This window comes from Formosa agariphila KMM 3901 (genome assembly GCF_000723205.1).
Lineage (GTDB): Bacteria > Bacteroidota > Bacteroidia > Flavobacteriales > Flavobacteriaceae > Formosa > Formosa agariphila.
The window spans coordinates 1025059-1049188 of sequence record NZ_HG315671.1 but is presented as its reverse complement, the minus strand read 5'-3'; the positions used below and the strand labels follow the sequence as shown (position 1 = coordinate 1049188).

Annotated in this window: 20 protein-coding genes and 3 tRNA genes; 8 read left to right on the top strand and 15 right to left on the bottom strand. The window is 34.3% G+C overall.

What is annotated here, in order from left to right; all coding sequences use genetic code 11:
- Positions 1 to 58 precede the first annotated feature (58 nt).
- From BN863_RS04555 to tgt, 4 genes are all read right to left on the bottom strand, one after another.
- The gene (locus BN863_RS04555) at positions 59 to 1012 is read right to left on the bottom strand and encodes an acetyl-CoA carboxylase carboxyltransferase subunit alpha (RefSeq protein WP_038527966.1); all 954 of its coding nucleotides are present in this window, start codon (positions 1010 to 1012) and stop codon (positions 59 to 61) included.
- A 63-nt stretch (positions 1013 to 1075) separates the two neighbouring features.
- Positions 1076 to 1972 (bottom strand): DMT family transporter, encoded by an 897-nt coding sequence (locus BN863_RS04550; RefSeq protein WP_038527964.1) that lies wholly within the window; start codon positions 1970 to 1972, stop codon positions 1076 to 1078.
- On the bottom strand, positions 1959 to 2981 hold the full coding sequence (locus BN863_RS04545) for an LptF/LptG family permease (protein WP_242404094.1): 1023 nt from the start codon (positions 2979 to 2981) through the stop codon (positions 1959 to 1961). The genes BN863_RS04550 and BN863_RS04545 overlap by 14 nt, the downstream gene beginning before the upstream one ends.
- 56 nt (positions 2982 to 3037) lie before the next feature.
- A complete protein-coding gene (gene tgt, locus BN863_RS04540) occupies positions 3038 to 4168 on the bottom strand; it encodes a tRNA guanosine(34) transglycosylase Tgt (RefSeq protein ID WP_038527959.1) in 1131 nt (376 codons plus the stop codon).
- Positions 4169 to 4338: 170 nt separating this feature from the next.
- Here tgt and BN863_RS04535 point away from each other — a divergent pair, with 170 nt between their 5' ends.
- Genes BN863_RS04535 through BN863_RS04525 form a run of 3 tightly spaced genes read left to right on the top strand, consistent with a single transcriptional unit; the run spans position 4339 to position 6780 of the window.
- On the top strand, positions 4339 to 5184 hold the full coding sequence (locus BN863_RS04535; RefSeq protein WP_038527958.1) for a transketolase: 846 nt from the start codon (positions 4339 to 4341) through the stop codon (positions 5182 to 5184).
- Between the two features lie 21 nt (positions 5185 to 5205).
- Positions 5206 to 6159, top strand: a complete 954-nt coding sequence (locus tag BN863_RS04530) for a transketolase family protein (protein ID WP_038527957.1) — start codon at positions 5206 to 5208, stop codon at positions 6157 to 6159.
- 36 nt (positions 6160 to 6195) lie between these two features.
- Positions 6196 to 6780, top strand: coding sequence for an outer membrane beta-barrel protein (locus BN863_RS04525; RefSeq protein ID WP_038527956.1), 585 nt, complete (start codon positions 6196 to 6198; stop codon positions 6778 to 6780).
- 80 nt (positions 6781 to 6860) lie between these two features.
- On the opposite strand, the gene BN863_RS04520 is transcribed toward BN863_RS04525, so the two are convergent.
- Positions 6861 to 7814 carry an FKBP-type peptidyl-prolyl cis-trans isomerase gene (locus tag BN863_RS04520; protein ID WP_038527955.1) on the bottom strand — a complete coding sequence of 318 codons (954 nt, stop codon included), beginning with the start codon at positions 7812 to 7814 and terminating at the stop codon, positions 6861 to 6863.
- Between the two features lie 83 nt (positions 7815 to 7897).
- Between BN863_RS04520 and BN863_RS04515 the strand changes: the two genes are divergently transcribed.
- A complete protein-coding gene (locus BN863_RS04515) occupies positions 7898 to 8287 on the top strand; it encodes an RNA-binding S4 domain-containing protein (protein WP_038527954.1) in 390 nt (129 codons plus the stop codon).
- Positions 8288 to 8376: 89 nt separating this feature from the next.
- On the top strand, positions 8377 to 8880 hold the full coding sequence (locus BN863_RS04510; protein ID WP_038527953.1) for a phosphoribosyltransferase family protein: 504 nt from the start codon (positions 8377 to 8379) through the stop codon (positions 8878 to 8880).
- On the opposite strand, the gene BN863_RS04505 is transcribed toward BN863_RS04510, so the two are convergent.
- On the bottom strand, positions 8872 to 9393 hold the full coding sequence (locus BN863_RS04505; protein ID WP_038527951.1) for a shikimate kinase: 522 nt from the start codon (positions 9391 to 9393) through the stop codon (positions 8872 to 8874). The genes BN863_RS04510 and BN863_RS04505 overlap by 9 nt on opposite strands.
- Positions 9394 to 9526: 133 nt before the next feature.
- On the opposite strand from BN863_RS04505, the gene BN863_RS04500 reads away from it, so the two are divergent.
- From BN863_RS04500 to BN863_RS04490, 3 genes are all read left to right on the top strand, one after another.
- Positions 9527 to 9599, top strand: a tRNA-Lys gene (locus BN863_RS04500).
- A gap of 60 nt (positions 9600 to 9659) precedes the next feature.
- Positions 9660 to 9744, top strand: a tRNA-Leu gene (locus BN863_RS04495).
- Between the two features lie 232 nt (positions 9745 to 9976).
- Positions 9977 to 10049: transfer RNA gene (locus BN863_RS04490), tRNA-Lys, on the top strand.
- Positions 10050 to 10113: 64 nt separating this feature from the next.
- On the opposite strand, the gene BN863_RS04485 is transcribed toward BN863_RS04490, so the two are convergent.
- The 9 genes from BN863_RS04485 to BN863_RS04445 all read right to left on the bottom strand — a co-directional run bounded on the left by BN863_RS04485 (position 10114) and on the right by BN863_RS04445 (position 24095).
- On the bottom strand, positions 10114 to 10680 hold the full coding sequence (locus BN863_RS04485) for a TlpA family protein disulfide reductase (RefSeq protein WP_316930377.1): 567 nt from the start codon (positions 10678 to 10680) through the stop codon (positions 10114 to 10116).
- 112 nt (positions 10681 to 10792) lie between these two features.
- Positions 10793 to 12154 (bottom strand): spondin domain-containing protein, encoded by a 1362-nt coding sequence (locus BN863_RS04480; protein WP_051774484.1) that lies wholly within the window; start codon positions 12152 to 12154, stop codon positions 10793 to 10795.
- A 106-nt stretch (positions 12155 to 12260) separates the two neighbouring features.
- On the bottom strand, positions 12261 to 12932 hold the full coding sequence (locus BN863_RS04475) for a Crp/Fnr family transcriptional regulator (protein WP_038527947.1): 672 nt from the start codon (positions 12930 to 12932) through the stop codon (positions 12261 to 12263).
- A gap of 121 nt (positions 12933 to 13053) precedes the next feature.
- Positions 13054 to 15327, bottom strand: coding sequence for an aconitate hydratase (locus BN863_RS04470; RefSeq protein WP_038527945.1), 2274 nt, complete (start codon positions 15325 to 15327; stop codon positions 13054 to 13056).
- A gap of 283 nt (positions 15328 to 15610) precedes the next feature.
- Positions 15611 to 18388 (bottom strand): bifunctional aconitate hydratase 2/2-methylisocitrate dehydratase, encoded by a 2778-nt coding sequence (locus tag BN863_RS04465; protein WP_038527943.1) that lies wholly within the window; start codon positions 18386 to 18388, stop codon positions 15611 to 15613.
- Between the two features lie 507 nt (positions 18389 to 18895).
- A complete protein-coding gene (locus BN863_RS04460) occupies positions 18896 to 19849 on the bottom strand; it encodes an AAA family ATPase (protein WP_038527941.1) in 954 nt (317 codons plus the stop codon).
- Positions 19850 to 19852: 3 nt separating this feature from the next.
- The gene (locus BN863_RS04455; RefSeq protein WP_038527939.1) at positions 19853 to 21325 is read right to left on the bottom strand and encodes a peptidylprolyl isomerase; all 1473 of its coding nucleotides are present in this window, start codon (positions 21323 to 21325) and stop codon (positions 19853 to 19855) included.
- Positions 21288 to 22139, bottom strand: a complete 852-nt coding sequence (locus BN863_RS04450) for a hypothetical protein (RefSeq protein WP_038527937.1) — start codon at positions 22137 to 22139, stop codon at positions 21288 to 21290. The genes BN863_RS04455 and BN863_RS04450 overlap by 38 nt, the downstream gene beginning before the upstream one ends.
- Positions 22140 to 24095 carry a peptidylprolyl isomerase gene (locus BN863_RS04445; protein ID WP_038527935.1) on the bottom strand — a complete coding sequence of 652 codons (1956 nt, stop codon included), beginning with the start codon at positions 24093 to 24095 and terminating at the stop codon, positions 22140 to 22142.
- Positions 24096 to 24130: the final 35 nt, after the last annotated feature.

Here is a 24130-nt window from a genome sequence, read left to right as displayed (position 1 = left end):
CCATAAAAAACCTGAAGTTTTTCAACTTCAGGTTTTATAACATAAGGGTATCAAAGGATTAGTCTTTGTAGACACCCATATTTTCATATTTTGTCATTCGTTTTTTAACTAAATCTTTTGGTGATAAGTTTTTAAGCTCTTTAAAAGATTTTAAAATTGCATCTTTAACAATTATAAAGGTTTGTTGGCGATCTGTGTGTGCCCCACCTAAAGGTTCTTTAACAATTTCGTCTACCAACTTCTGTTTTTTCATGTCGGTAGCAGTTAATTTTAAAGCCTCGGCAGCTTGTTCCTTGTATTCCCAACTACGCCATAAAATAGACGAACATGATTCTGGTGATATTACCGAATACCATGTGTTTTCTAGCATTAATACGCGGTCTCCTACACCAATACCTAGCGCTCCTCCAGAAGCACCTTCACCAATAATTACAGTAATAATTGGCACTTTTAGACGTGTCATTTCCAAGATGTTTCTTGCAATAGCTTCTCCTTGTCCGCGTTCTTCTGCTTCTAAACCAGGGTATGCACCAGGGGTGTCTATTAAAGTAACTACAGGAATTCCAAATTTCTCGGCAGATTTCATTAAGCGTAACGCTTTACGATAGCCTTCTGGATTAGACATTCCAAAGTTTCGTAATTGTCTTGTTTTGGTATTAAACCCTTTTTGTTGACCAATAAACATAAAGCTTTGGTCTCCAATTTTACCTAAACCACCAATCATGGCCTTATCGTCTTTTACATTTCTATCGCCGTGAAGCTCTAAAAACGTATCTCCGCACAGGGCTTTAATATAATCTAATGTATAAGGTCTGTTGGGATGACGCGATAACATAACGCGTTGCCATGGGCTCAGGTTTTTATATATATCTGTCTTAGTCTCAATAAGCTTCTTCTCGATTTGCTTACAAGTTTCTGTTACATCAACGTCACTTTCCTTGCCTATAATTTGGCATTTATCTAATTGCTCTTCAAGCTCTTTTATAGGAAGTTCAAATTCTAAATACTCCATACCAATTAAGGATTTCTATTTTCGTTAGCTTACAAATATAAAAACTTTAGCGTTCAAATATCATTAAGACTGTTTTCTTTTTAAAGCTTTCCAATTTTTCAAGATACCATTTAGCAATACTGCTCCCAAAATAATTGCTGCACCGTAATAAAAATTAGTAGACATTTTTTCTTTTTCTGGGAACAAAATTAGAGCTAAAATAATCCCATAAATAGGCTCTAAATTATAAGTTAGCATCACTGTATACGGACTAATATGCTCCATAACTTTTACCGATGCAATAAAAGCATAAGCAGTACAAACTGAGGCTAAAATAAATAGATACCACAGGTCTGAAGTGCTTACATTAAAAAATTCTTGATTGAATCCCGTACCAAAAAGGGCAATAAATAAAGTGATAAATAAGACACCGCTAATGAATTCATAAATTGAAATCACAGAAGGTCTATATTCTTTAACAAACTTTCCATTTAGTACAGCGAATAAAGCCGATAAAAATGCTGAAACAATACCTAAAATTATACCTTCTATGTACTGAAGTTCGCTTTGAGTGATTAAAAAAACGCCCAAAACCACGACTAAACCGAAGATCATTTCGTAGGCAATAATTTTTCGTTTATGAATAATTGGCTCTAAAATGGAAGCAAAAAAAGCTCCAGAAGATACCATAGATAGCGTAATTGAAATATTTGATGCTTTTATTGCTCCAAAAAAAGTGATCCAATGCAAAGCAATTATAATTCCGGCGAACGATAATCTAGCAATGGCTTTTGGTGGTATTTTAATAGCAATACCTTTAAAACGAATATATGCATACATTAAAACTGTAGCCATAAGCATACGAAACCAAACTAAAGGAATGGCATCTATGGTTATTAACTCTCCTAAAATGGCGGTAAATCCTGCTATAAATACCAATAGATGTACATGCAGGTAATTAAGTAATTTAGCGTCTCGCATTATATAATAGGTAGGCGGCTAGCACCCCAAAAATAATATTAGGAAACCAAACGGCAACAATTGGTGAGAAATCTGACTGTTCGGCCATGACACCAAATATTTTGTCGAAAAAGACAAAAACCATGGCAATACTAATCCCGAAAGCTAAATTTACTCCCATTCCTCCTCGTCGTTTTTGAGACGAAACAGCAACGGCAATAATAGTTAATATATAGACAGAAACAGGTAAACTCCATTTTCTATATTTTACCAATTCGTAACGTCCTATACTTGAAGACCCTCGTTTTTTTTCTTTATCAATAAATTCGTTTAAGTCACGATATGTTAAGGTCTCCGCAATATATTCTAGAGGAGTTAAATCAACTAAGTCGAAACTAAAAACAGTATCTTTTCTTCGTTCTGATTCTAGAATATCGCCATCTACACCTACTGTTCTTTTTACGTAATCGACCATGCGGTACACAGAGTCTTTTTCAATCCAACGAATGTTTCTAGCACTCATTTTATAGACCATTCTATTATCGACAATATGTTCTAAAGAGAAGTTTTGTCCTAATTTATTCTTAGCATCAAAACTACTTACATAAATAAAATCGTTATCGTTAATTTGTCTGTATACACTACCCGTTTCTACAGCTTTTCTATTGTTTTTAAAGTACTTATAATCGAAATCGTTAAACCCTTTACTTGCTTTTGGCGCTAGATACATTCCTAAAACCAAAGCCAATAATGCAACAATAGTTGCTCCAATCATGTAAGGTCTTAAAAACCTTGAAAAGGAAACACCAGAACTTAAAAAGGCAATAACTTCTGTATTATTCGCTAATTTGGAGGTGAAAAATATAACCGACAGGAATAAAAACAACGGAAAAAGTAGGTGCGCAAAATAGATGGTAAAGTCTAAATAAAACAAAGCCACCTCTCCAAAAGGCACTTCTCTTTCTAAAATTTTACCAATTTTTTCTGCTAAATTCACGGTAATCCCTATAGGAATAAAGAGCAACAACATCATTAAAAATGTGAGCAAATACCGCTTTAATATGTACCAGTCTAATATCTTCAAGCCTATAGCCTATTATCCATTTGTTTAACCATCATATCTTTCCAAACTCTAAAGTCTCCGGCTAAGATATGTTTTCTCGCTTCACGAACCAACCACATATAGAATCCTAAATTGTGAATGGTTGCGATTTGCTTTCCTAATAATTCATTTACCGAAAATAAATGTTTTAAATAGGCTTTAGAGTATTCTGTATCTACAAAAGTGATGCCCATGTCATCAATTGGAGAAAAATCGTCTTCCCATTTTTTATTTTTTATGTTGATAGAACCGTAAGCTGTAAACAACATTCCGTTTCTTGCATTACGCGTTGGCATAACACAATCGAACATATCTACACCCAATGCAATATTTTCTAATATATTAATAGGTGTACCTACGCCCATTAAATATCTAGGCTTATCCCATGGTAAAATATCTGTTACCACTTCTGTCATGGCATACATTTCTTCTGCAGGTTCTCCTACCGATAATCCACCAATAGCGTTTCCTTCTGCTCCTACTCCAGCAATATATTCTGCAGATTGCTTACGTAAATCTTTATATGTACTTCCTTGTACAATTGGGAAGAATGTTTGTGCATAATCGTATGTAAACGGTGTTTTGTCTAAATGCGTTAAACAACGTTCTAACCAACGGTGCGTCATATGCATTGAGCGTCTTGCATAGTTATAATCGCAAGGGTAAGGCGTACATTCGTCGAATGCCATAATAATATCGGCACCAATACTACGCTGAATTTCCATTACATTTTCTGGCGTAAACACATGGTAACTGCCATCGATATGCGATTTAAACTTCACACCTTCCTCTTTAATCTTTCTATTAGAAGATAACGAATACACTTGGTATCCTCCAGAATCGGTTAAAATGTTACGATCCCAATTTATAAATTTATGCAAACCACCTGCTTTTTCAAGGATTTTGGTTTTCGGGCGCAAGTATAAATGATAGGTATTCCCAAGAATAATATCGGGATTTATATCATTTTTAAGTTCACGCTGGTGCACCCCTTTTACAGAACCTACAGTCCCTACGGGCATAAAAATTGGCGTTTCTATTTTACCATGGTCTGTAGTAATTACTCCAGCTCTGGCATTACTTTGTGTGTCTTTAGCTTTTAAATCGAATATCATGTACAAAAATTCTTCAGGGCGCAAAGATAATTAACTCATTGTGATATATTGGTATTAAAAAAAATATAAAAAGACATCAACGTAAACCTTTACGTAAATTACTAAAACATTAATTTGTTAAACAGACATAAAGGGTTATTTTTGAGCCTTTAAAAATCAAGTTATAAAACATGGCTAACACAAAAGAATTACAAGATTTAACGACTCAGGTTCGTAGAGATATTCTACGCATGGTACACAAAGTAAATTCTGGTCATCCAGGAGGTTCTTTAGGATGCGCAGAATTTTTAGTTGCCCTATACAATGAAATCATGGACCGTAAAGACGGTTTCGACATGGACGGTATTAACGAAGATTTATTCTTCTTATCTAACGGACATATTTCACCTGTATTTTACAGTGTACTTGCACATGCTGGATATTTTCCAGTTGAAGAATTAAACACGTTTAGATTAATTGATTCTAGGTTACAAGGACACCCAACTACTCACGAAGGTTTACCTGGTGTACGTATTGCATCTGGTTCTTTAGGTCAAGGTATGTCTGTTGCACTTGGTGCAGCTCAAGCAAAAAAATTAAACGGAGATGACTCTTTAGTTTACACTTTACATGGAGATGGTGAATTACAAGAAGGTCAGAACTGGGAAGCGATTATGTATGCTTCAGCAAAGAAAGTAGACAATATAATTTGTACAATCGATTTAAACGGACAGCAAATTGATGGGGCTACAGATACGGTTTTACCAATGGGAAGCATAGAGGCTAAATTTGTGGCTTTTGGTTGGGACGTTATAACTATTGAAGAAGGGAACGATATAGACGCGATATTAAAAGGTATGGCTGAAGCTAAAGCATTAACAGGAAAAGAAAAACCTGTTTGTGTTTTATTAAAAACAGTAATGGGTAATGGTGTAGACTTTATGATGTACACACACGCTTGGCATGGTAAAGCACCTAGCGACGAGCAATTAGAAAACGCATTAGCTCAAAACCCAGCAACTTTAGGCGACTATTAATCTTCACAATTTACAAAGACAATGAAAACATACACATATACAGAGAAAAAAGATACAAGAAGCGGATTTGGAGCAGGGTTAGCCGAACTTGGAAGAACAAACCCTAATGTTGTAGCTTTATGTGCTGATTTAATTGGTTCATTAAAAATGGACGAATTTATTAAAGAAAATCCTGAACGTTTTTTTCAAATTGGTATTGCTGAAGCAAACATGATGGGAATTGCTGCAGGTTTAACTATTGGTGGTAAAATTCCATTTACAGGAACATTTGCTAACTTTTCTACAGGTCGTGTTTACGATCAAATTCGTCAGTCTATTGCGTATTCAGATAAGAATGTAAAAATTTGTGCTTCTCACGCAGGTTTAACTTTAGGTGAAGATGGTGCAACACACCAAATTCTTGAAGATATTGGGTTAATGAAAATGTTACCTGGTATGACGGTTATTAATCCTTGCGATTACAACCAGACTAAAGCGGCAACTATTGCTATTGCAGAACATAAAGGACCTGTTTACTTACGTTTCGGTCGTCCGTCTGTGCCAATTTTCACACCTGCAGATCAGAAATTTGAAATTGGGAAAGCACTTCAATTAACAGAAGGTGCAGATGTTACTATTGTAGCCACTGGACATTTAGTTTGGGAAGCTTTAGAAGCATCAAAAGCATTATACGAAAAAGGGATCACTGCCGAAGTGATAGACATACATACTATTAAGCCTTTAGATGCTAAAGCTATTATAGATTCTGTTTCTAAAACAGGATGTATTGTTACTGCAGAAGAACACAATATAATGGGCGGTTTAGGAGAAAGTGTTGCACGTGTGTTAGCAACTAACAAACCTACACCTCAAGAATTTATAGGAACTAACGATACGTTTGGAGAATCTGGAACACCTGCACAACTAATGGATAAGTACGGTTTAAATGCAGAAGCTATTGTTAAGGCTTGCGAAACCGTAATAAAAAGGAAATAATTTTAGTAGTTTCGCGTTTAAAAAAAAACGCTTGCTATGAAAAAATTAATATTAATACTTAGTGTAGTTGTTGGAGCAATTCAACTAACTTCTGCACAAGCCGGTTCTGGTTTCGGAATTAAAGGCGGATTAAATTATAGTTCTAACGGAAATTATATTTCGTCTATAGGAGAACAAATAAAGCACCCAGACAGAAACGTTGGTTTCCATCTGGGTGTTTTTGGTAAATTTGGTTCAAAAATTTACTTAAAAACCGAGGCGATGTATACGCAAACGAATAGTAGTTATAACCATAAAGACTTTTTAGTACAAAAGGTAGATGCACCTGTATTGGTTGGTTTTAGACTTATTGGTCCGTTAAGTGTTTTTGCAGGACCTGCATTTCAATTAATAATAGATTCTAAACTAGACGACGTAAAAGCGGAAGACCGAAGTGAAGATATTACTATGGGATTAAACTTTGGGTTTGCTGTAAACATTAGACGCATTGGAATTGATTTAAGGTACGAGCGCGGTTTTAATGATTACGAAATGCGTTTCATTACTAACAACGGCTTAGATGTAGCTACAGTAGATGCGAGGTCAGACCAACTTATTTTAAGTGTATCTTTTAAATTATAAACACAACATATCATTCATAAAAAAATCCGCTTTAAGACGATGCTTAAAGCGGATTTTTTTGTATCCAAAAGAATTTGAATTTAGTCTTCGTCTTGAGTCGAAGCTGTTTCAGTTGGGTCTAAATAATTAGGTATTCCATTTGCACCAATATCATTAGTAGGATCACCATCTTCGTCTAAATCTTCCCAAATAGTAAATACACCGTCACCATCATCATCTAAATCTAAAACATCATAAATACCATCTCCATCGGTGTCATCATCATAAACATCACCATTATTATTAATATCTTCTAAATACGAATAAACACCATCATTATCATGATCTAAATACGTTACTCCTGGCGTTCTAAGTGTAAATATAAGAGGAGAATATTGTGGTATTTTTGTAGTTGAAGCACTAAAATAGCCTAAACCAGATGGAAAAATTGTAGCTCCAATTCCATGCTTATGATATGTTACTGTACCATCTCCGTTTTCTGAATTTGATGTAGACGTTTTAAACTCTATAACACCTTCTTTAAATCCATCTACCACACCATATTCACCACCAATAGAAGATAGACTTAATCCTACCGGAGTAATGGTACTATCGAATATTGTGCCATCTAATAATGTTCCTGAATATTGTACATGAGCACGATCTGTAAAATGAATAACTTCACCTTCACCTTCTCGTACCATTAAATAGTACATGGTATAAATTAAATCTTCTTCTTCAGAATCAGCAACTTGTTTACTAATTAACTCTGGACGTTGACTTAAAGGAATTTTATCACTGTTCTCTCCTGCTATTGTATCAAAAACAACCTGAAAACTATCGTTAGCTTCACTGTATGGGTTTTCAAAATCGAATTCGTCGTAATTATAAAAATGCGTATCTAAATAAACATCAATCGCCGCTTTATCTTCCTCATACACTTCTGTTCTATCTCTTACTTCTACGTCTATAATATCATCGCCATCATCGTCGCTTTTACAGGTAAAAACTAATGCTGCCAATAAAATAGTTAAAGTGACTGTTCTTAATTTCATTATTGCTTATTTTTGGGGCGCAAGATACGATTTAAAATAGAATTTTGCACAATTAGTTAATTGATGATTTTCACAAATTAAAGATGCGAATAGATAAATATTTATGGTGCGTGCGCTATTACAAAACAAGGAGTATTGCAACAACAGCATGTAAAAAAGGCCATGTAAAAGTAAATGGAGCTGTAGTGAAACCTAGTCGGGACGTTTATCCTCAAGATAAAATAGAAGTTCGGAAAGATCAAATAAACTACAGTCTAAAGGTTAATGACTTACCTCCAAATCGTGTTGGAGCTAAATTAGTCGATATTTATCGCGTAGATACAACACCTAAAGAAGCTTTTGAAGCTCAAGAACTTTTAAAATACGCTAAAGATTATTACCGTAAAAAAGGAACCGGACGCCCAACTAAAAAGGATCGTAGGGATATAGACGACTATCAAGATGACCAGGAAGAAACTACTGAGAACAATTAATTAATAAGATTGGTCTTACTAATTTTTATTCTTAAAATGATAACGGGATAAAAAAACTCTTTTATCTTTGATTAAATTTCAATACTCAAATGGAAACAACTAAAAACATTATCTTAACTCACGATGAAATCAATCATAAAATTAAGCGTATCGCTTATCAAATTTATGAAAGTAACGTCTACGAAGAAGAGGTAATTTTAGCTGGAATTGATAGTAATGGGTATGTATTAGCTAAAAAATTAAAGGCCGTTTTAAGCAAAATCTCACCTATAAAACCCGTGCTTTGCAAGGTGAGTATTGACAAAAAAAATCCGAGAAACGAGATTAAAACGTCTTTAGCTGTAAAGGATTATAAAGACAAATCTATTATTTTAATTGATGACGTTTTAAACTCTGGAACCGCTTTAATTTATGGTGTACGTTTCTTTTTAGATGTGCCCTTAAAGCAATTTAAAACGGCTGTTCTGGTAAATAGAAATCATAAAAAATATCCAGTAAAAGCAGATTTTAAAGGAATTTCCTTGTCGACTTCTTTAAACAACCACGTAACGGTTGATTTTGATGGTAAACAATATGAAGCGTATTTAGACTAATTGAGTCATTAACTCGTCTAAAATTTCAAATTGCGACTTTTTATCTACACTTAAAACAATATCGGCTTGGTTGTAATATGCAGCACGCTCAAACAAATGCTTTCCTATAAACTCTATTAATTCTTCATCAGAATTAAAACGACTTAATAATGGACGCTTAGCGCGTTCATGTTTTAAACGTCCAACCAATTCATTAATTCCTGCTTTAAAGTAAATTGAAGTGCTTGATTTATCTGCGGCAATTAATTCCATATTATTGGCATAACAAGGTGTTCCTCCTCCTAGCGCTAATACCACATCACTTTGCTCCTCTAGTATCTCCTTTAAATACTCATGTTCTTTTTTACGGAAATAAATTTCACCACGTACTTTAAAAAGTTCTGAAATAGACAACTGTTCTTTTTCTTCAATATAATCGTCTAAATCTATAAATGAATGATTTAGTGTTTTGGCCAACTTTTTACCTAAAGTTGATTTTCCAGAGCCCATATATCCTATTAAAATTAAATTCATTTCAGGTGCTTTTTATTGATACTTAAAAACATACGTATTTAGACAACAAAAAAACGAAAAAAAATAAGAAACAGGCTTGGTTTTTTAAATAAAGGTGATATATTTGCACCCGCAATACGCAAACAAAAACAATGACCTGGTAGCTCAGTTGGTAGAGCATCTCCCTTTTAAGGAGAGGGTCCTGGGTTCGAGCCCCAGCCCGGTCACAACAAAGAAAAGGTTAAACATATTCGTTTAACCTTTTTTAGTTTTATACCTTATTTAATGCGCACGTGGCGGAATTGGTAGACGCGTTGGCTTGAGGGGCCAGTGTCCGTTAAGGACGTGGAAGTTCGAATCTTCTCGTGCGCACTTTATCTTCTTTAACTTCTCTTTTAATTTATTTTCAGTTTTTTTTATTTTTATTTTTAGAAAAACACGAATCACAACTTACTCATTATCAATAAATTTACTCCTATTTTTATTATAATGCTGTATTTAAAATGATTAAAATCGACACTTATTTTACGATTTTATTGAAAATAGGTTGTTACTTTAATAAAAGATAGTATCTTTGCACCCGCAATACGCAAACAAAAACAATGACCTGGTAGCTCAGTTGGTAGAGCATCTCCCTTTTAAGGAGAGGGTCCTGGGTTCGAGCCCCAGCCCGGTCACAACAAAAAAGGTTAAACATTTCGTTTAACCTTTTTTTATGCCTAATAATTACATACTTTGTAATTACTCTTGTAATAAAACTTCTATGGTTTCACGTACCGTATCGCTATTCCAATTAGACGCTCCTGTTTTATCTATAACGATTTTACCAGCTTTACTTATTAATAGTGTTCGTGGAATTGTTGACGTGCTTAAAATCTCTGGAACAGATGAAATAGGCTGATATACTTTAATCTTAAAATCACGTTTCTTTAAAAACCCTTCTACAACGTCCTTATCTTCGTTAGAAACAAATAAAAATTCGATTTTACCTTTATAGTCATTGTGTAGACCAACTAAACTTGGCATTTCTGCAATACAAGGCGGACACCACGTAGCCCAAAAATTAATAAGTACAACTTTACCTTCTGCCGACTTAAAATCGTACGGTACGCCGTTTAAATCGGTTAATTTCCATTGGTACGACTCTAATTGTTTCTGATCAGCTTTCGCTTCAACCGACGGGCTAAACATTGCTAATCCTTTTTGGAGAAACACTTGTATAGGTTGCCGTGTTTGCGGAATAATTAACAACACTATAAATATTCCGAAAAAGAGATTTGAAAGCTTATTTTTTTTTGATTTCAACATGGTATACGAAGTCTTTTAAACTAAAGAAACGCATCTATCTTAACGATGATGCGTTTCAAATTTAGTGACAAAATTCTAATTACATTAAGAATTTCGATTTCAATTATAATTATTAGTTTGCTGTAATTGTTACTTTAAGAAGCGTGTTTACTGCCGGATAAGTAAATCCATCGTTTGTATTATTTAAAAGTATTACTGTACCATTTTCTTCAATTCCTGTATTGCTATCTAATTGATTTGTTACCGTATTTGGTCCTATTGCAGGCTCTTCATTAACCTCTGTTCCTACATCCCATAAATAAATACTATTTGTTAGATCGCCACTAATGGCATTTCCATTTGCATCAAAAAGCGCAATTCCTTCGTCTGATGTTCCAAAAAAGACATCGTTAGTTGCTGCTAACATATTTACAAAAGATAAATGGTCGCCTACTTGAGCATCGAATGTAAATGCATAAGAACTCCCTGGTAAAATTGGACCTGGACTACTACTTCCTACTGGTGTATTAAAAATGGCACCTTTTGTAACACCTTCTAAACTTAAAACATTTGCACCTAACAAAGCTGTATTTCCATCTTCGGCTATGGCCTCTACACCATTACCATAATCTACTGCACCTTCAGTAAACAACGGTTTAGTTCCATCATTATGTACAACCCAAACTCCAGGAGAAGCTGGATAAGTAACACCTGTATTATCTGCCGTATAATTTCCTAAATTAGTAACATCTCCATCTTCCGCAATATTTTCAACCCCTTGTCCTAAATCGGGTTCACCTTCAGTAAATAAAGGATTTGTTCCGCCATGAACAACGTAAACCCCTGGAGATAATGGCGCGACTCTATCACCTAGACTTGTAGATAATGTAGCATTGGCTAAATCCTCAATACTAATTAAAAATTGAGTCCCCTCTATATAAGTTACACTTACATTAATTATGTCGTTAACCTCTGGAAAATCGAAAGCCTCACCGTTTGTAACATTACTCATTAATAATACATTTCCATTTTCTACAACACCAGTATTAGGTCCCGATTGATTTGTAACCGTATTAGGACCTACGGCAGGCTCTTCATTAACTTCTGTTCCTGCATCCCAAAGATACACTTGGTCAGTAACATCGTCAGAAATAGGATTTCCGTTATCGTCGTACAATGCAATACCATCATTCCCTGGCCCGAAAAACGCATCGTTAGTAGCAGCTAACATGGTTATAAAAGAAAGTTTTTGACTTCTCCCTGCATCTATAGTAAATTCATATTTTTTCCCTGGTGTTGCAGGTCCTGGGTTGGCATCTCCGGCTGGCGTGTTAAAGACACCCGACTTTAAAAAGGCATTTACTGGTGCTATATTTTCAATAGTTACTGTAAATGATCCATCTGCTGTTGTGTTTTCGTTTGAATTGTCGTCATCACTTGAACACGACATGCCTAATAAACCTAAAAAGGCTATTCCTAATACTAATCTCTTCATAATTTATATTTTAATTTCAGTTATTAAATATTTATGAAGCAAATCTATAGGATAACAAGAACTTGTTTTGTTAGCTATCTAACACAAATGAAAATAGTTTGAAAAATTATGCTGCTTTTTTTAGTATTCTGATTTCTTTACGATGAAATTCTAGATAATTTTCCTCTTTAAGTTCGTTAAGAAGAATATTTAAAGTTGGTCTTGAAGTCCCAATTAGTGAAGCAATATCACTTTGTGTATAATGATGACATATAATTGTATCTCCTGTATTAGGACAGCTATATCCTGAGTCTGCACACAACTCGTCAATAAATTCTTTTAATCGTGTTTTAGAATCTTTAAACAATAACAATTGCAATCTGCGTTCTAGTTTTTTAAATTTTAGTCCGATAAACTTATAGACTTTAAAACTAAACGATTGATTATTTCGCATTAAATCGTACATGGTCTCCACGCCTATAGGACAAATTGATGTAGTATTATCTAGAGACTGTGCAAATTCTTCGCGTTTAGCTTCACCTAAGATGGCTTTTTCTCCAAAAAGTTCGCCTTTAGCTAAAATGGCTTTGACAATTTCCTCGCCATCTTCATTATAATATCCGATTTTCACTTTGCCTTGTTCAATCAAAAAGATTTTATTAGAAGCATCTTCTTCAAAATAGATATAATCTTTTTTCTTGTATGCTTTAAATGCATGATCTTTTTTATAAGCTTTAAACTTATGAGGGCACAACATTTTAAATAAATTGACATCTTCAAAAAACCAGACTGTGCTCATATGTGCTTATGTAATAAATTAATATAACTAAACGGTCGGTATCGTGTTGATTTGCTTACATCTGAAACTAAAAAAGCTCCTGAGAACAGGAGCTTTTTAGATATAAAATTTTAAAAATTAATTATGCTGAAGCATTTTCCTTTTTAATTAAGTTTAATGCAGAACCTTCATTATACCATGCAATTTGAGCTGCATTATAAGTGTGATTCGCTAAAATGACATCTTTAGTTCCATCTGCATGTACAAATTCTATAGAAAGAGGTTTATCTGGAGCAAATTCATTTAAATCTAAGAAATTGATTACATCGTCTTCCTGAATTAAATCGTAATCTTCTTCGTTTGCAAACGTTAATCCTAGCATCCCTTGTTTCTTAAGGTTTGTTTCATGAATACGCGCAAAAGATTTTACCAATACAGCAGCTACCCCTAAATGACGAGGCTCCATAGCCGCATGTTCACGAGATGATCCTTCTCCATAGTTATGATCTCCAACTACTATAGATTTAATACCTGCCGCTTTATATTCACGAGCTGTGTCTGGAACTCCTGCATAATCTCCTGTAAATTGATTTTTAACAAAATTGGTCTTTTTATTATATGCATTTACAGCACCAATTAAACAGTTATTAGAAATATTATCTAAATGTCCACGGAAACGCAACCATGGTCCTGCCATAGAAATATGGTCTGTGGTACATTTTCCGAAAGCTTTAATTAATAATTTAGCGCCAGTAATAGAATCTCCTATTGGAGTAAAAGGCTCTAGCAATTGTAAACGCTCTGAATCTGGATCTACAGATACCACAACATTGCTACCATCTTCGTCTGGAGCTAAATATCCGTTGTCTTTTACTTCGAAACCTTTAGGTGGTAATTCCCATCCTGTTGGTTCATCGAACATCACTTCTTCTCCATCCTCATTAATTAACTTATCTGTTAACGGATTAAAGTCTAAACGTCCCGCAATCGCAATGGCAGCAACCATTTCTGGAGAGGCTACAAAGGCGTGTGTATTTGGATTTCCATCGGCACGCTTAGCAAAGTTTCTGTTAAACGAGTGAATGATACTGTTTTTGGGTGCGTTTTTAGGATCGCTATATCTTGCCCACTGTCCAATACATGGTCCGCAAGCATTCGTAAATATTGTAGCATCTAATTTCTCGAAAATTTCAAGAATCCCGTCACGCTCTGTGGTATATCTTACTTTTTCTGAACCTGGATTGATACCAAATTCTGCTTTTGTTTTTAATTTTTTATCTAAAGCTTGTTGCGCTATAGAAGAAGCACGAGATAAATCTTCGTAAGACGAGTTCGTACACGACCCGATTAATCCCCATTCTACTTTTATTGGCCAATCGTTAGCTTTGGCTTTTTCAGTCATTGCAGCACCTACGGTAGTCGATAAATCCGGTGTAAATGGCCCGTTTAATAATGGTCCTAATTCAGATAAATTAATTTCAATAACTTCATCAAAATATTGTTCTGGGTTAGCATACACTTCTGGATCTGCAGTTAGATACTCTTTTACTTCATTTGCAGCATCTGCAACATCGGCACGTTCTGTAGCACGTAAATAACGCTCCATAGACTCGTCGTAACCAAAAGTAGAAGTTGTTGCTCCAATTTCGGCACCCATATTACAAATGGTTCCTTTTCCAGTACACGACATAGACGTTGCACCTTCACCAAAATATTCTACAATAGCACCTGTTCCTCCTTTAACGGTAAGAATTTCTGCCACTTTTAAAATAACATCTTTAGGCGCAGTCCAACCTGTAAGTTTTCCGGTTAACTTCACACCTATTAATTTAGGGAATTTTAATTCCCAAGCCATACCTGCCATAACATCTACAGCATCGGCACCACCTACTCCAATGGCTACCATTCCTAATCCACCGGCATTTACAGTGTGAGAATCGGTACCAATCATCATTCCTCCTGGGAATGCATAATTTTCTAAAACAACTTGATGAATAATACCTGCTCCTGGTTTCCAGAATCCGATACCATATTTATTAGACACCGATTCTAAAAATTTAAATACTTCGCTACTTACATCGTTTGCGTGTTTTAAATCTGTTGAAGCGCCTTCTTTAGCTTGAATTAGGTGATCGCAATGTACAGTTGTTGGTACAGCTACGTTATCTTTTCCGGCTTGCATAAATTGCAATAATGCCATTTGTGCCGTAGCATCCTGACAAGCGATACGATCTGGTGCGAAATCTACGTAGTCCTTCCCCCTAACAAATGCTTTATTAGAAACCCCATCCCAGAGGTGAGAATATAAAATCTTTTCAGATAGTGTTAATGGTGTTCCTACTACCTCTCTTGCTTTGTCTACACGTTCAGAAATCTGACTGTAAACGCTCTTAATCATATCAATATCGAATGCCATATTTTTTATTGTTTTATTAAACTATTTTAGATTCTAATATACGAAATGTAAGATGACTATAAAAAAGTTTATATTATATAGAATGATTATAGGAAACATTTTAACTGTTAGAGCTAAAAACCAGAGTGATTTAGTCTTTTTACCAAAGAAATTAAGGCCTTTTGATAAAAATACACTTAAATTGAAACGACACTCTTTTAAATGAAAACATTTAAAATGAAACACAAAAAAAGCCTGAATCTTAGATTCAGGCTTTTAATATATAATTAGTGTATGCTGTAAATTATACAGACAATAACTTACTTGAAGGTTTAAACTTCGTTAAATTGATACCTTCTACAGCTTCTTGGTATTCTGCTAAATTAGGTGTTCTACCTAAAATTGTAGATAATACAACTACTGGAGTTGAAGATAATAAAGACTCTCCTTTTTTCTCTCCAGAATCCTTAACCACACGTCCTTGGAATAAACGCGTAGATGTTGCCATTACTGTATCGCCTGGTTCTGCCTTTTCTTGGTTACCCATACAAAGGTTACACCCTGGACGCTCTAAATATAGCATGTTTTCGTATCCTGTACGCGCTACTGCTTTTGGATCATTATCATCGAATTCGAAACCAGAATATTTTTGTAATACTTCCCAGTCTCCTTCTGCTTTTAACTCGTCTACAATATTGTAAGTTGGAGGCGCCACTACTAGAGGTGCTTTAAACTCTACTTTTCCTTTTTGCTTCTCAATGTTTTTTAACATCTGAGCTAATATTTTCATATCACCTTTATGTACCATACAAGATCCAACGAATCCTAAATCTACCTGCTTAGTTCCGCCGTAGAAAGATAATGGTCTAATAACATCGTGAGTATAACGTTTAGAAACATCGTCGTTATTTACATCTGGATCAGCGATCATTGGTTCAACGATTTGATCTAAATCAATTACAACTTCTGCTTCATATTTTGCATTAGCATCTGGTCTTAACGCTGGTTTAATTCCAGTTTTAAGCTCAGTGATTCTAGTTTCTGCTTTTTCAACAAGCCCTTTAAGTACTTGTTTTGCGTTGTCCATTCCTTTATCAATCATGATTTGGATACGACCTTTTGCTATCTCTAAAGATTCGATTAAAGTATCGTCTTCAGAAATACAGATAGACGCCTTAGCTTTCATTTCTGCAGTCCAATCTGTAAATGTAAAAGCTTGATCGGCAGTTAATGTTCCAATATGAACCTCGATGATTCGTCCTTGGAATACGTTTTCACCACCAAATTGCTTCAACATTTGTTGTTGCGTTGCGTGTACCACATCACGGAAATCCATATACGATTTCATTTCACCTTTAAAGGTTACTTTAACCGACTGTGGAATTGGCATAGAAGCCTCACCTGTAGCTAATGCTAAAGCCACCGTTCCTGAATCTGCTCCGAAAGCCACACCTTTAGACATACGTGTATGAGAATCTCCACCAATAATGATGTCCCAATCCCCTACTGTAATATCGTTAAGTACTTTATGAATAACATCTGTCATTGGGAAATATTTCCCTTTAGGATCACGACCAGTAATTAAACCAAAGTCGTTCATAAAGCTCATTAATCTTGGTATGTTCGCTTTAGATTTATTATCCCATACAGATGCTGTATGACATCCTGATTGGTAAGCTCCATCTACAATTGGAGAAATTACTGTAGCAGCCATCATCTCTAATTCTTGAGAAGTCATTAATCCTGTAGTATCTTGAGACCCTACAATATTAACTTCTACACGAACGTCTGAACCTGCATGTAATACTTTCCCTGGCGTTGTTCCTACTGCATTTTTGTTGAATATTTTCTCAACAGCTGTAAGCCCTTGTCCTTCTATAGAAATTTCTTTTGATGTTGCATATACTGGTACAATATCTATACCTAATATTTTAGAAGCAATGGTTTGTAATTTCTTACCGAATACCACAGCGTAAGATCCACCTGCTTTCATAAACTCCATTTTTTGTGGTGTAAATGCTGCAGAAATATCTTTTAAAACGGTATCGCCGTTATATAATTTTTTCTCTTTTGTATTAATAGTAAGTACCGTTCCTGTTGCAACAGAGTACTCTTCTTTTAAGATAGGTTCTCCTTCTTCGTCACGGATCGTGTTTCCGTCTGCATCTTTTTGTTGCACCCAGTTTTTAAGATCTAAACCAATACCTCCTGTAACACCAACTGTAGTTAAGAAAATTGGTGAAATTCCGTTTGTTCCAGCAATTACTGGTGCTATATTGATAAATGGTACATACGGGCTAGCTTTAATACCAGTCCATAACGCCACGTTGTTAACACCTGACATTCTAGAAGATCCAACACCCATTGTTCCTTTTTCGGCAATTAACATCACACGTTTATCTGGATGTTGTGCTTGTAAGGCTTTTAATTCAGCTTGTTGTTCTTTATTGTGTTCGAATAAACACTGACCGTGTAATTCTCTATCTGAACGCGAGTGTGCATCACCACCTGGAGATAATAAATCTGTTGAGATATCACCAACTCCTGCGATAAATGTTACCACGTCTATTTTTTCGTCTATTTCTGGAAGCTTAGTAAAAAACTCTGCTTTCGCGTAGCTTTCTAATAAATCTTTCGCAATTGCGCTTCCTTCATTATATGCTTTTTCAATACGTGCTGTATCTGCTTCGTAAAGGAATACTTGCGTTTTTAAAACAGCTGCTGCATCTTTTGCGATAGCTTCATCTGAACCTAAAGCTAAATCTAACAACACTTCAATAGAAGGTCCACCCTTCATGTGCGATAATTGCTCTAATGCAAAAGCAGGTGTAATTTCCTTAACTGCTGTTTCTCCTAAAATAATTTCTTTTAAAAACTTTGCTTTAACACCAGCGGCACTTGTTGTACCCGGTAAAACATTGTAGATAAAAAAGTTAAGAGAATCTTCTCTATACTCATTATCTAAATCTTTAATTTGCGCAATGATTTCGCTTAATAATTCAGCGCCATCAATTGGTTTAGGATGAAGTCCTTGCGCCTTACGCTCTTCAATTTCTTTGATGTAATCGTTATATGTGTTCATATATACTTAGAATTCTTTTTCAGTGTTAAATGCAAATATTAAATAAGTAACTGGTTCACCAATTTGTTTTTCAGCTCCGCAAAATACAAAATTTAGGACAAATTACTTAAAAGAAACCTTGTAATACAATGCTGTACTATACTAAATTATTATACTATCATAATTTTTTAATATCGCTGAGATTATCATAACATATTAAAACATTTACTGAATATTCTTTAACGAAAAAACACTCATACCTCATTGATTTATATTAAAAATACTCACTAATTCATTGATATTTTATCAATAATACCATAAAATAAACATGAAATCGAGAATAAAAGCCAAGAAAATGCAATTATCTCTAAATAGAATAATACATTTTAGAAGTTGAAATTTTAAAACGATTTATATCGATACAATTGAATTAAAATTTTATGACGTTAGAATTAAATTCAGGTAGTAATAAAAAGGCTTTTAAAATGTGTGAAATATGATAACTGATAAGAAAATACGGTAGCCTATTTAAAATAAACTTTTAATAATATCTGATTCTGATACACCTTCTGCTTCTGCTTTATAGTTCTTAATAATGCGATGTCTTAAAACACCTAAAGCAACGGCTTGAACATCTTCAATATCTGGAGAAAACTTACCTCGAATTACCGCATGTGTTTTTGCAGCGAGAATAAGATTTTGAGATGCTCTTGGTCCTGCGCCCCAATCGAGATAATTTTTAACTAAATCTGTCACAGATTCGGCATCTGGTCTGGTTTTTCCAACCATACGTACAGCATACTCAATCACATTATCTGCAACAGGAACACGGCGAATTAGTTTCTGAAAATCGACAATTTCACTGGCATTAAATAATGGATTGACTGTAATAGATTGATCTGTAGTTGTAGCTTTAACCACATCTACTTCTTCTTGAAATGATGGATAACCTAAATGAATAGCAAACATAAAACGGTCTAATTGTGCTTCTGGTAACGGATAGGTTCCTTCCTGCTCAATAGGGTTTTGTGTAGCTAACACAAAATAAGGCAAACTTAATTTATAATGCTGTCCTGCAACTGTTACAGAACGTTCCTGCATGGCCTCTAATAAGGCTGCCTGTGTTTTTGGAGGTGTTCTATTTATTTCGTCGGCTAATACAATGTTCGAAAAAATAGGGCCTTTAATGAATTTAAAATTTCTGCTTTCGTCTAGAATTTCGCTTCCTAAAATATCGCTGGGCATTAAATCTGGTGTAAACTGTATTCGTTTAAAATCTAGACCTAATGCTTGAGAAATGGTATTTACCATTAACGTTTTTGCTAAACCAGGCACACCTATTAGTAAGGCGTGACCTCCAGAAAAAATTGAAATCAATATTTGCTCGACCACTTGATCTTGGCCAATTATAACCTTAGATATTTCGGATTTTAAAGCAGCAAATTTCTTAACAAATTGTTCTACAGCAGCAACGTCTGACATCCCTTATTTTTTTAACCAGTTACTAGCAAAATCACAATCTCTATAATCACCACTTATTTTAATATAAGTATCTCCAATAGTTTCTTCTTGCCATTTTTCGATAGCGTTTAAACGTTTTTCATCTAAAGCTAATTCTTTAATTTTAAGATAATCTTGAGCATAGTTTGCAACGTGCTCATCTACACGATCTGTAACAGTAAGCACTTTAAATTTAATACGTCCAGTACGATCTTCGTCTTTTAAAACCAAGCTAATTTCGTTGTCTTTTAAACTCTGAATTTGTGCGTATAATTCTGGATCCATTTTTGTTAATTCAAAATTATAATCTTGAGTCGCTGGATTAATCAATTGTCCGCCATCAAATTTAGTTTCTTTCTCGTCACTATATTTTTTAGCCGCTTCTTCGAAAGTAATTTCTTCGTCTACTAGTTCTTGTCTTACTTTATCAATTTTCTCTTTAGCCTTTTTTATTTCTTCATCAGATACTTTAGGCATCAACAATACGTGACGAACATCATATTCTTGACCTCTAATTTTTTCTAGATAAATAATATGATACCCGTACTCTGTAGCAAAAGGCTCTGAAATTTCACCCTCTTCTAAAGAAAAAGCAACTTGTCTAAACTCTTTTACCATTTTTGGTTGCTTACGGTTTAATGTGTATAAACCACCATTACCTCTAGAAGCAGCATCGTCTGTATACAACACAACTTTAGATCTAAAACTCGCGCCGTTTTCTATAACATCGGCTTTCATTTCTTTTAAACGATCTATTACTTTTTGCTTTTCTTCTTCAGTAACTTCTGGCTCTACAACAATTTGTGCAACGCGTAATTCTGTACCAAATGTTGGACGTTCGTCTTCAGGAATTTTATTGAAAAATTCACGAACTTCTTCTGGTGTAATTTCTACTTCTTCAACAATTTTCTCTTGCATTAATTGAGCTAGTTTCTGACTCTTGTTTATTTCAAACATTTCGTCTCTAAAACTTTTTTCGTCTTCCTTATTATATAATTTTAATAAGGCATCCATAGACCCATTGGTTTGTTGTAAAAAGCGTTGAACTTGTTGCTCAACAAATGAATGAATTTCAATATCAGAAACAATAATACTATCTTGAATTGCTTGATGAGAGTACAATTTATCTTCAAGAAGTTTTCCAAACAATTCACAGTCTGTAAAATCGTCTGTATTTACACCTTGAGCTTTTAATTGTAAGATGGTATTATCTACATCAGATTCCAGAACAATATATTCTCCGATTACTGCTGCAACACCATCAATTTTTTTAGCTCCAGGAGAAACTCCTAATTTTCCAACTTTTTTTGGCTGAACCACTGCTTCTGGTTTTGTATCGGCAACTTCGTCTGGAATAATTTCTTGTGCAAACATACCATTTACACAAAGGATAAAGCTTAAAAATAAAGCCTGTTTAAGGTTAATTATAGATTTCAAATTGTTTGTTCTTAATTGCATCTTTTGTAATGTCTTTTTCTAAATCTCTAATGAGTTCTAATTTTCTTTTGTTTATCACGATTTGGTCAATCGTAGGCTTTACGTACTCCAGTGGTGCCGTGCTACCACGCAATAAAACGTCGTTAACATGCATCAAATATACTCCTAATGAATCTTTGAGTTGTATAAAATTAGATTTTTTTAACAGTTGCTCTTTATTTTCGGCAGAAACCACAGGAATCTTGCTTAAAACCTGACTTACTTTAATCCAAATAGAATCGTTTAAAGCATACGATTTAAATTGTATGGAAACAGAATCTAATTCTCTTTTATCAACGGAATTATATCGTTTAAACTTAGACTGAATATTTTTAAAGTCTAATCGGTTTTCATCTATATTAATGTAGCGAAATTTAATTAAATCTTCATTTAACTTAAAGGCTTCAATATTAGTTTTATAGTAGCGCTCTGCCTCTTGTATAGAAACCGAAGTATCTACACTACGTCTTACCAACGCTTCTAAATAGGCTTTAGAATATAAATCTCTTTTGTATTGATTTACTAAGCGTTGAAAATCTTCAAGTTTATCTTCGTTTAAATTCCTTTTCGCACCATCTACCAATAGTTCTTGTGTTGCCCAACGTGTTATAAAATTCTGAACTAAAAGCGTACTATCTTCCACAGAAGTCCCCTCGTCTATTAACGTTTCGATATCTTCCTGGTATAGGTACGAATCGTTAACGCGAGCGATTGGAATGCGCGTATCTTCGGTTTTAAAAAGTTGGCACGAAGACAAACTTAATAAGGCAAATACTATTATAATTCTTACTTTCAACTATTGATTATTAATTTCGTTTCTTACTTCGGTTAACACACTTTCGTTAACAGTAACAGTATATTTAGCATGTAATTCTTGCATCCAAAGATCTTCTTTGTTTGCTTGAAAATCACTAATTACATTGCCTTTTGCTTCTTCGTAAGATTTGGGAGATTGTGGAAGCACTGTATTTACTTTAGCAACAATATAACCATCATTAAACTCGTATATATCTGAAATTCCTGTTTTAAATTCAAAAGATTCAGGAAGACTCTGATGGTTCTTTTCTAAAATTCCTGAAGTAAAAATAACGTGAATTTCGTCGTTAACATTATACTTTGCTTTAATGTCTTCTAAAGGTACATTCTTTTTTAACAGTTTCGCTACTTTTTTTACAACCTTCTTTTCTACAGAAGCCGCAACAACAGCATCAATTCGGCTATTCCAAATGTAATCTTCTTTATGCGAATTGTAATACGCTTTTACTGCTATGGTATCAGAAATCCCTGCATTCCAAATTTCAGTTTCCATTAAATCAAACAATAATAAACCATCTCTATACTCGCCAACAATATCTGCAAACTCAGGATATTCATTTTCTAAATTTGCTTCTTGGTAGATTTTTAATTCTTGGTCTAAAAACGCTTTATAATTAATATCTACAATAGTAGAATATGGGACTTTGTCTGAAAATAACATTTGGCGGTCTTTTAAAAATGTTCCGAAATCACGATACATAATAGATTTCGTTCCTAATTTTAAAAGTTCTTTATCTCCTGTAAAATTAGAAGGCAACTCCCAAGTGTTAGTGTAGTACTTTTTGTTTAAAATTTTAACGAAATATGGTAATGCATCTTGCTTTTCTGTTACCTTATATTTGTCTTTTAAATCCTGAATACGAGTTTCGTTAATTCGTTCAGACCTTGTATCTTGTTTTACTTTATCTTCTAGTTCTGCTTTTATTTCTTCGAAGGGTGGTACAGGTTTCTTGTCTAATAATTTAACAATATGCCATCCAAAATCTGTTTTAAAAGGTTCTGAAACCTCACCTACAACAACTAAATTAAATGCAGCTTCTTCAAATTCGTTAGATGATAATTGCCCCATAGAGAACGGCGCCAATTCGCCACCTCGATCGGAAGAACTTTTATCTTCTGAAAATTGTTTCGCCAAACTCTCAAAACTTTCACCTTGATTTAATTTTTTATAAATATCGTTAATTCTAGCTTCTGGATTAGAAATGGTATCGCCAGGTTTATTTTTATCAACCATTATATGAGCCACTTTTACAGTTCCTCTAGCGGGACGTTTATCGAGAACTTGTACAACATGATAACCAAATCGTGTTCTAAACGGCTGAGACACGTCACCTACTTGTGTGTTGTACGCTGCGTTTTCAAAACTATAAACCATTCTAAAAGCAGAGAAATATCCTAAATCTTCAACGAAAAGTTCTTTCCCGTCATGTACATCTTTGCTTACTTTTTCGAAACCTTCATCAATTAAACGTTTTCTTAATTTAACGATTTTCATGTAAGCCGCAAGCGTATCGCTAGGACTAGCATTGGCATCTATCTTCACTAAAATATGTCGAGCTTTTACATCTGTTTTTAATCGTGTATAGGCTTCTTCAACCAACTCATCGGTCACGGTATTATCGGTTAAATAATTTTGTGCTAGTTGATTTCTATAGGATTTAAGTTCCTTTTGGTAAGAAGTTTTTTGGTCTAGCTTTAAGGCTTTTGCTTCGGCTAACTTTAATTTATAATTGATGAATAATTGCAGATAAGCATCTACATCCTTCTGAGATTCGTCTTTTACTAAGTCTAAATTTTTATTATAAACTCTTACAAATTCTGATGCATATACTGGCGTATCATCTACAGAAAAAAGTATATCGTCTGCTGCTATCTGTGCTGTGCTAATAAAAGAAACAGTAAGTAATAGCAACAACAAAACGGATTTCAATTTCATTATTATTAATTTAATGTGAGCAAAAATAGCAATAT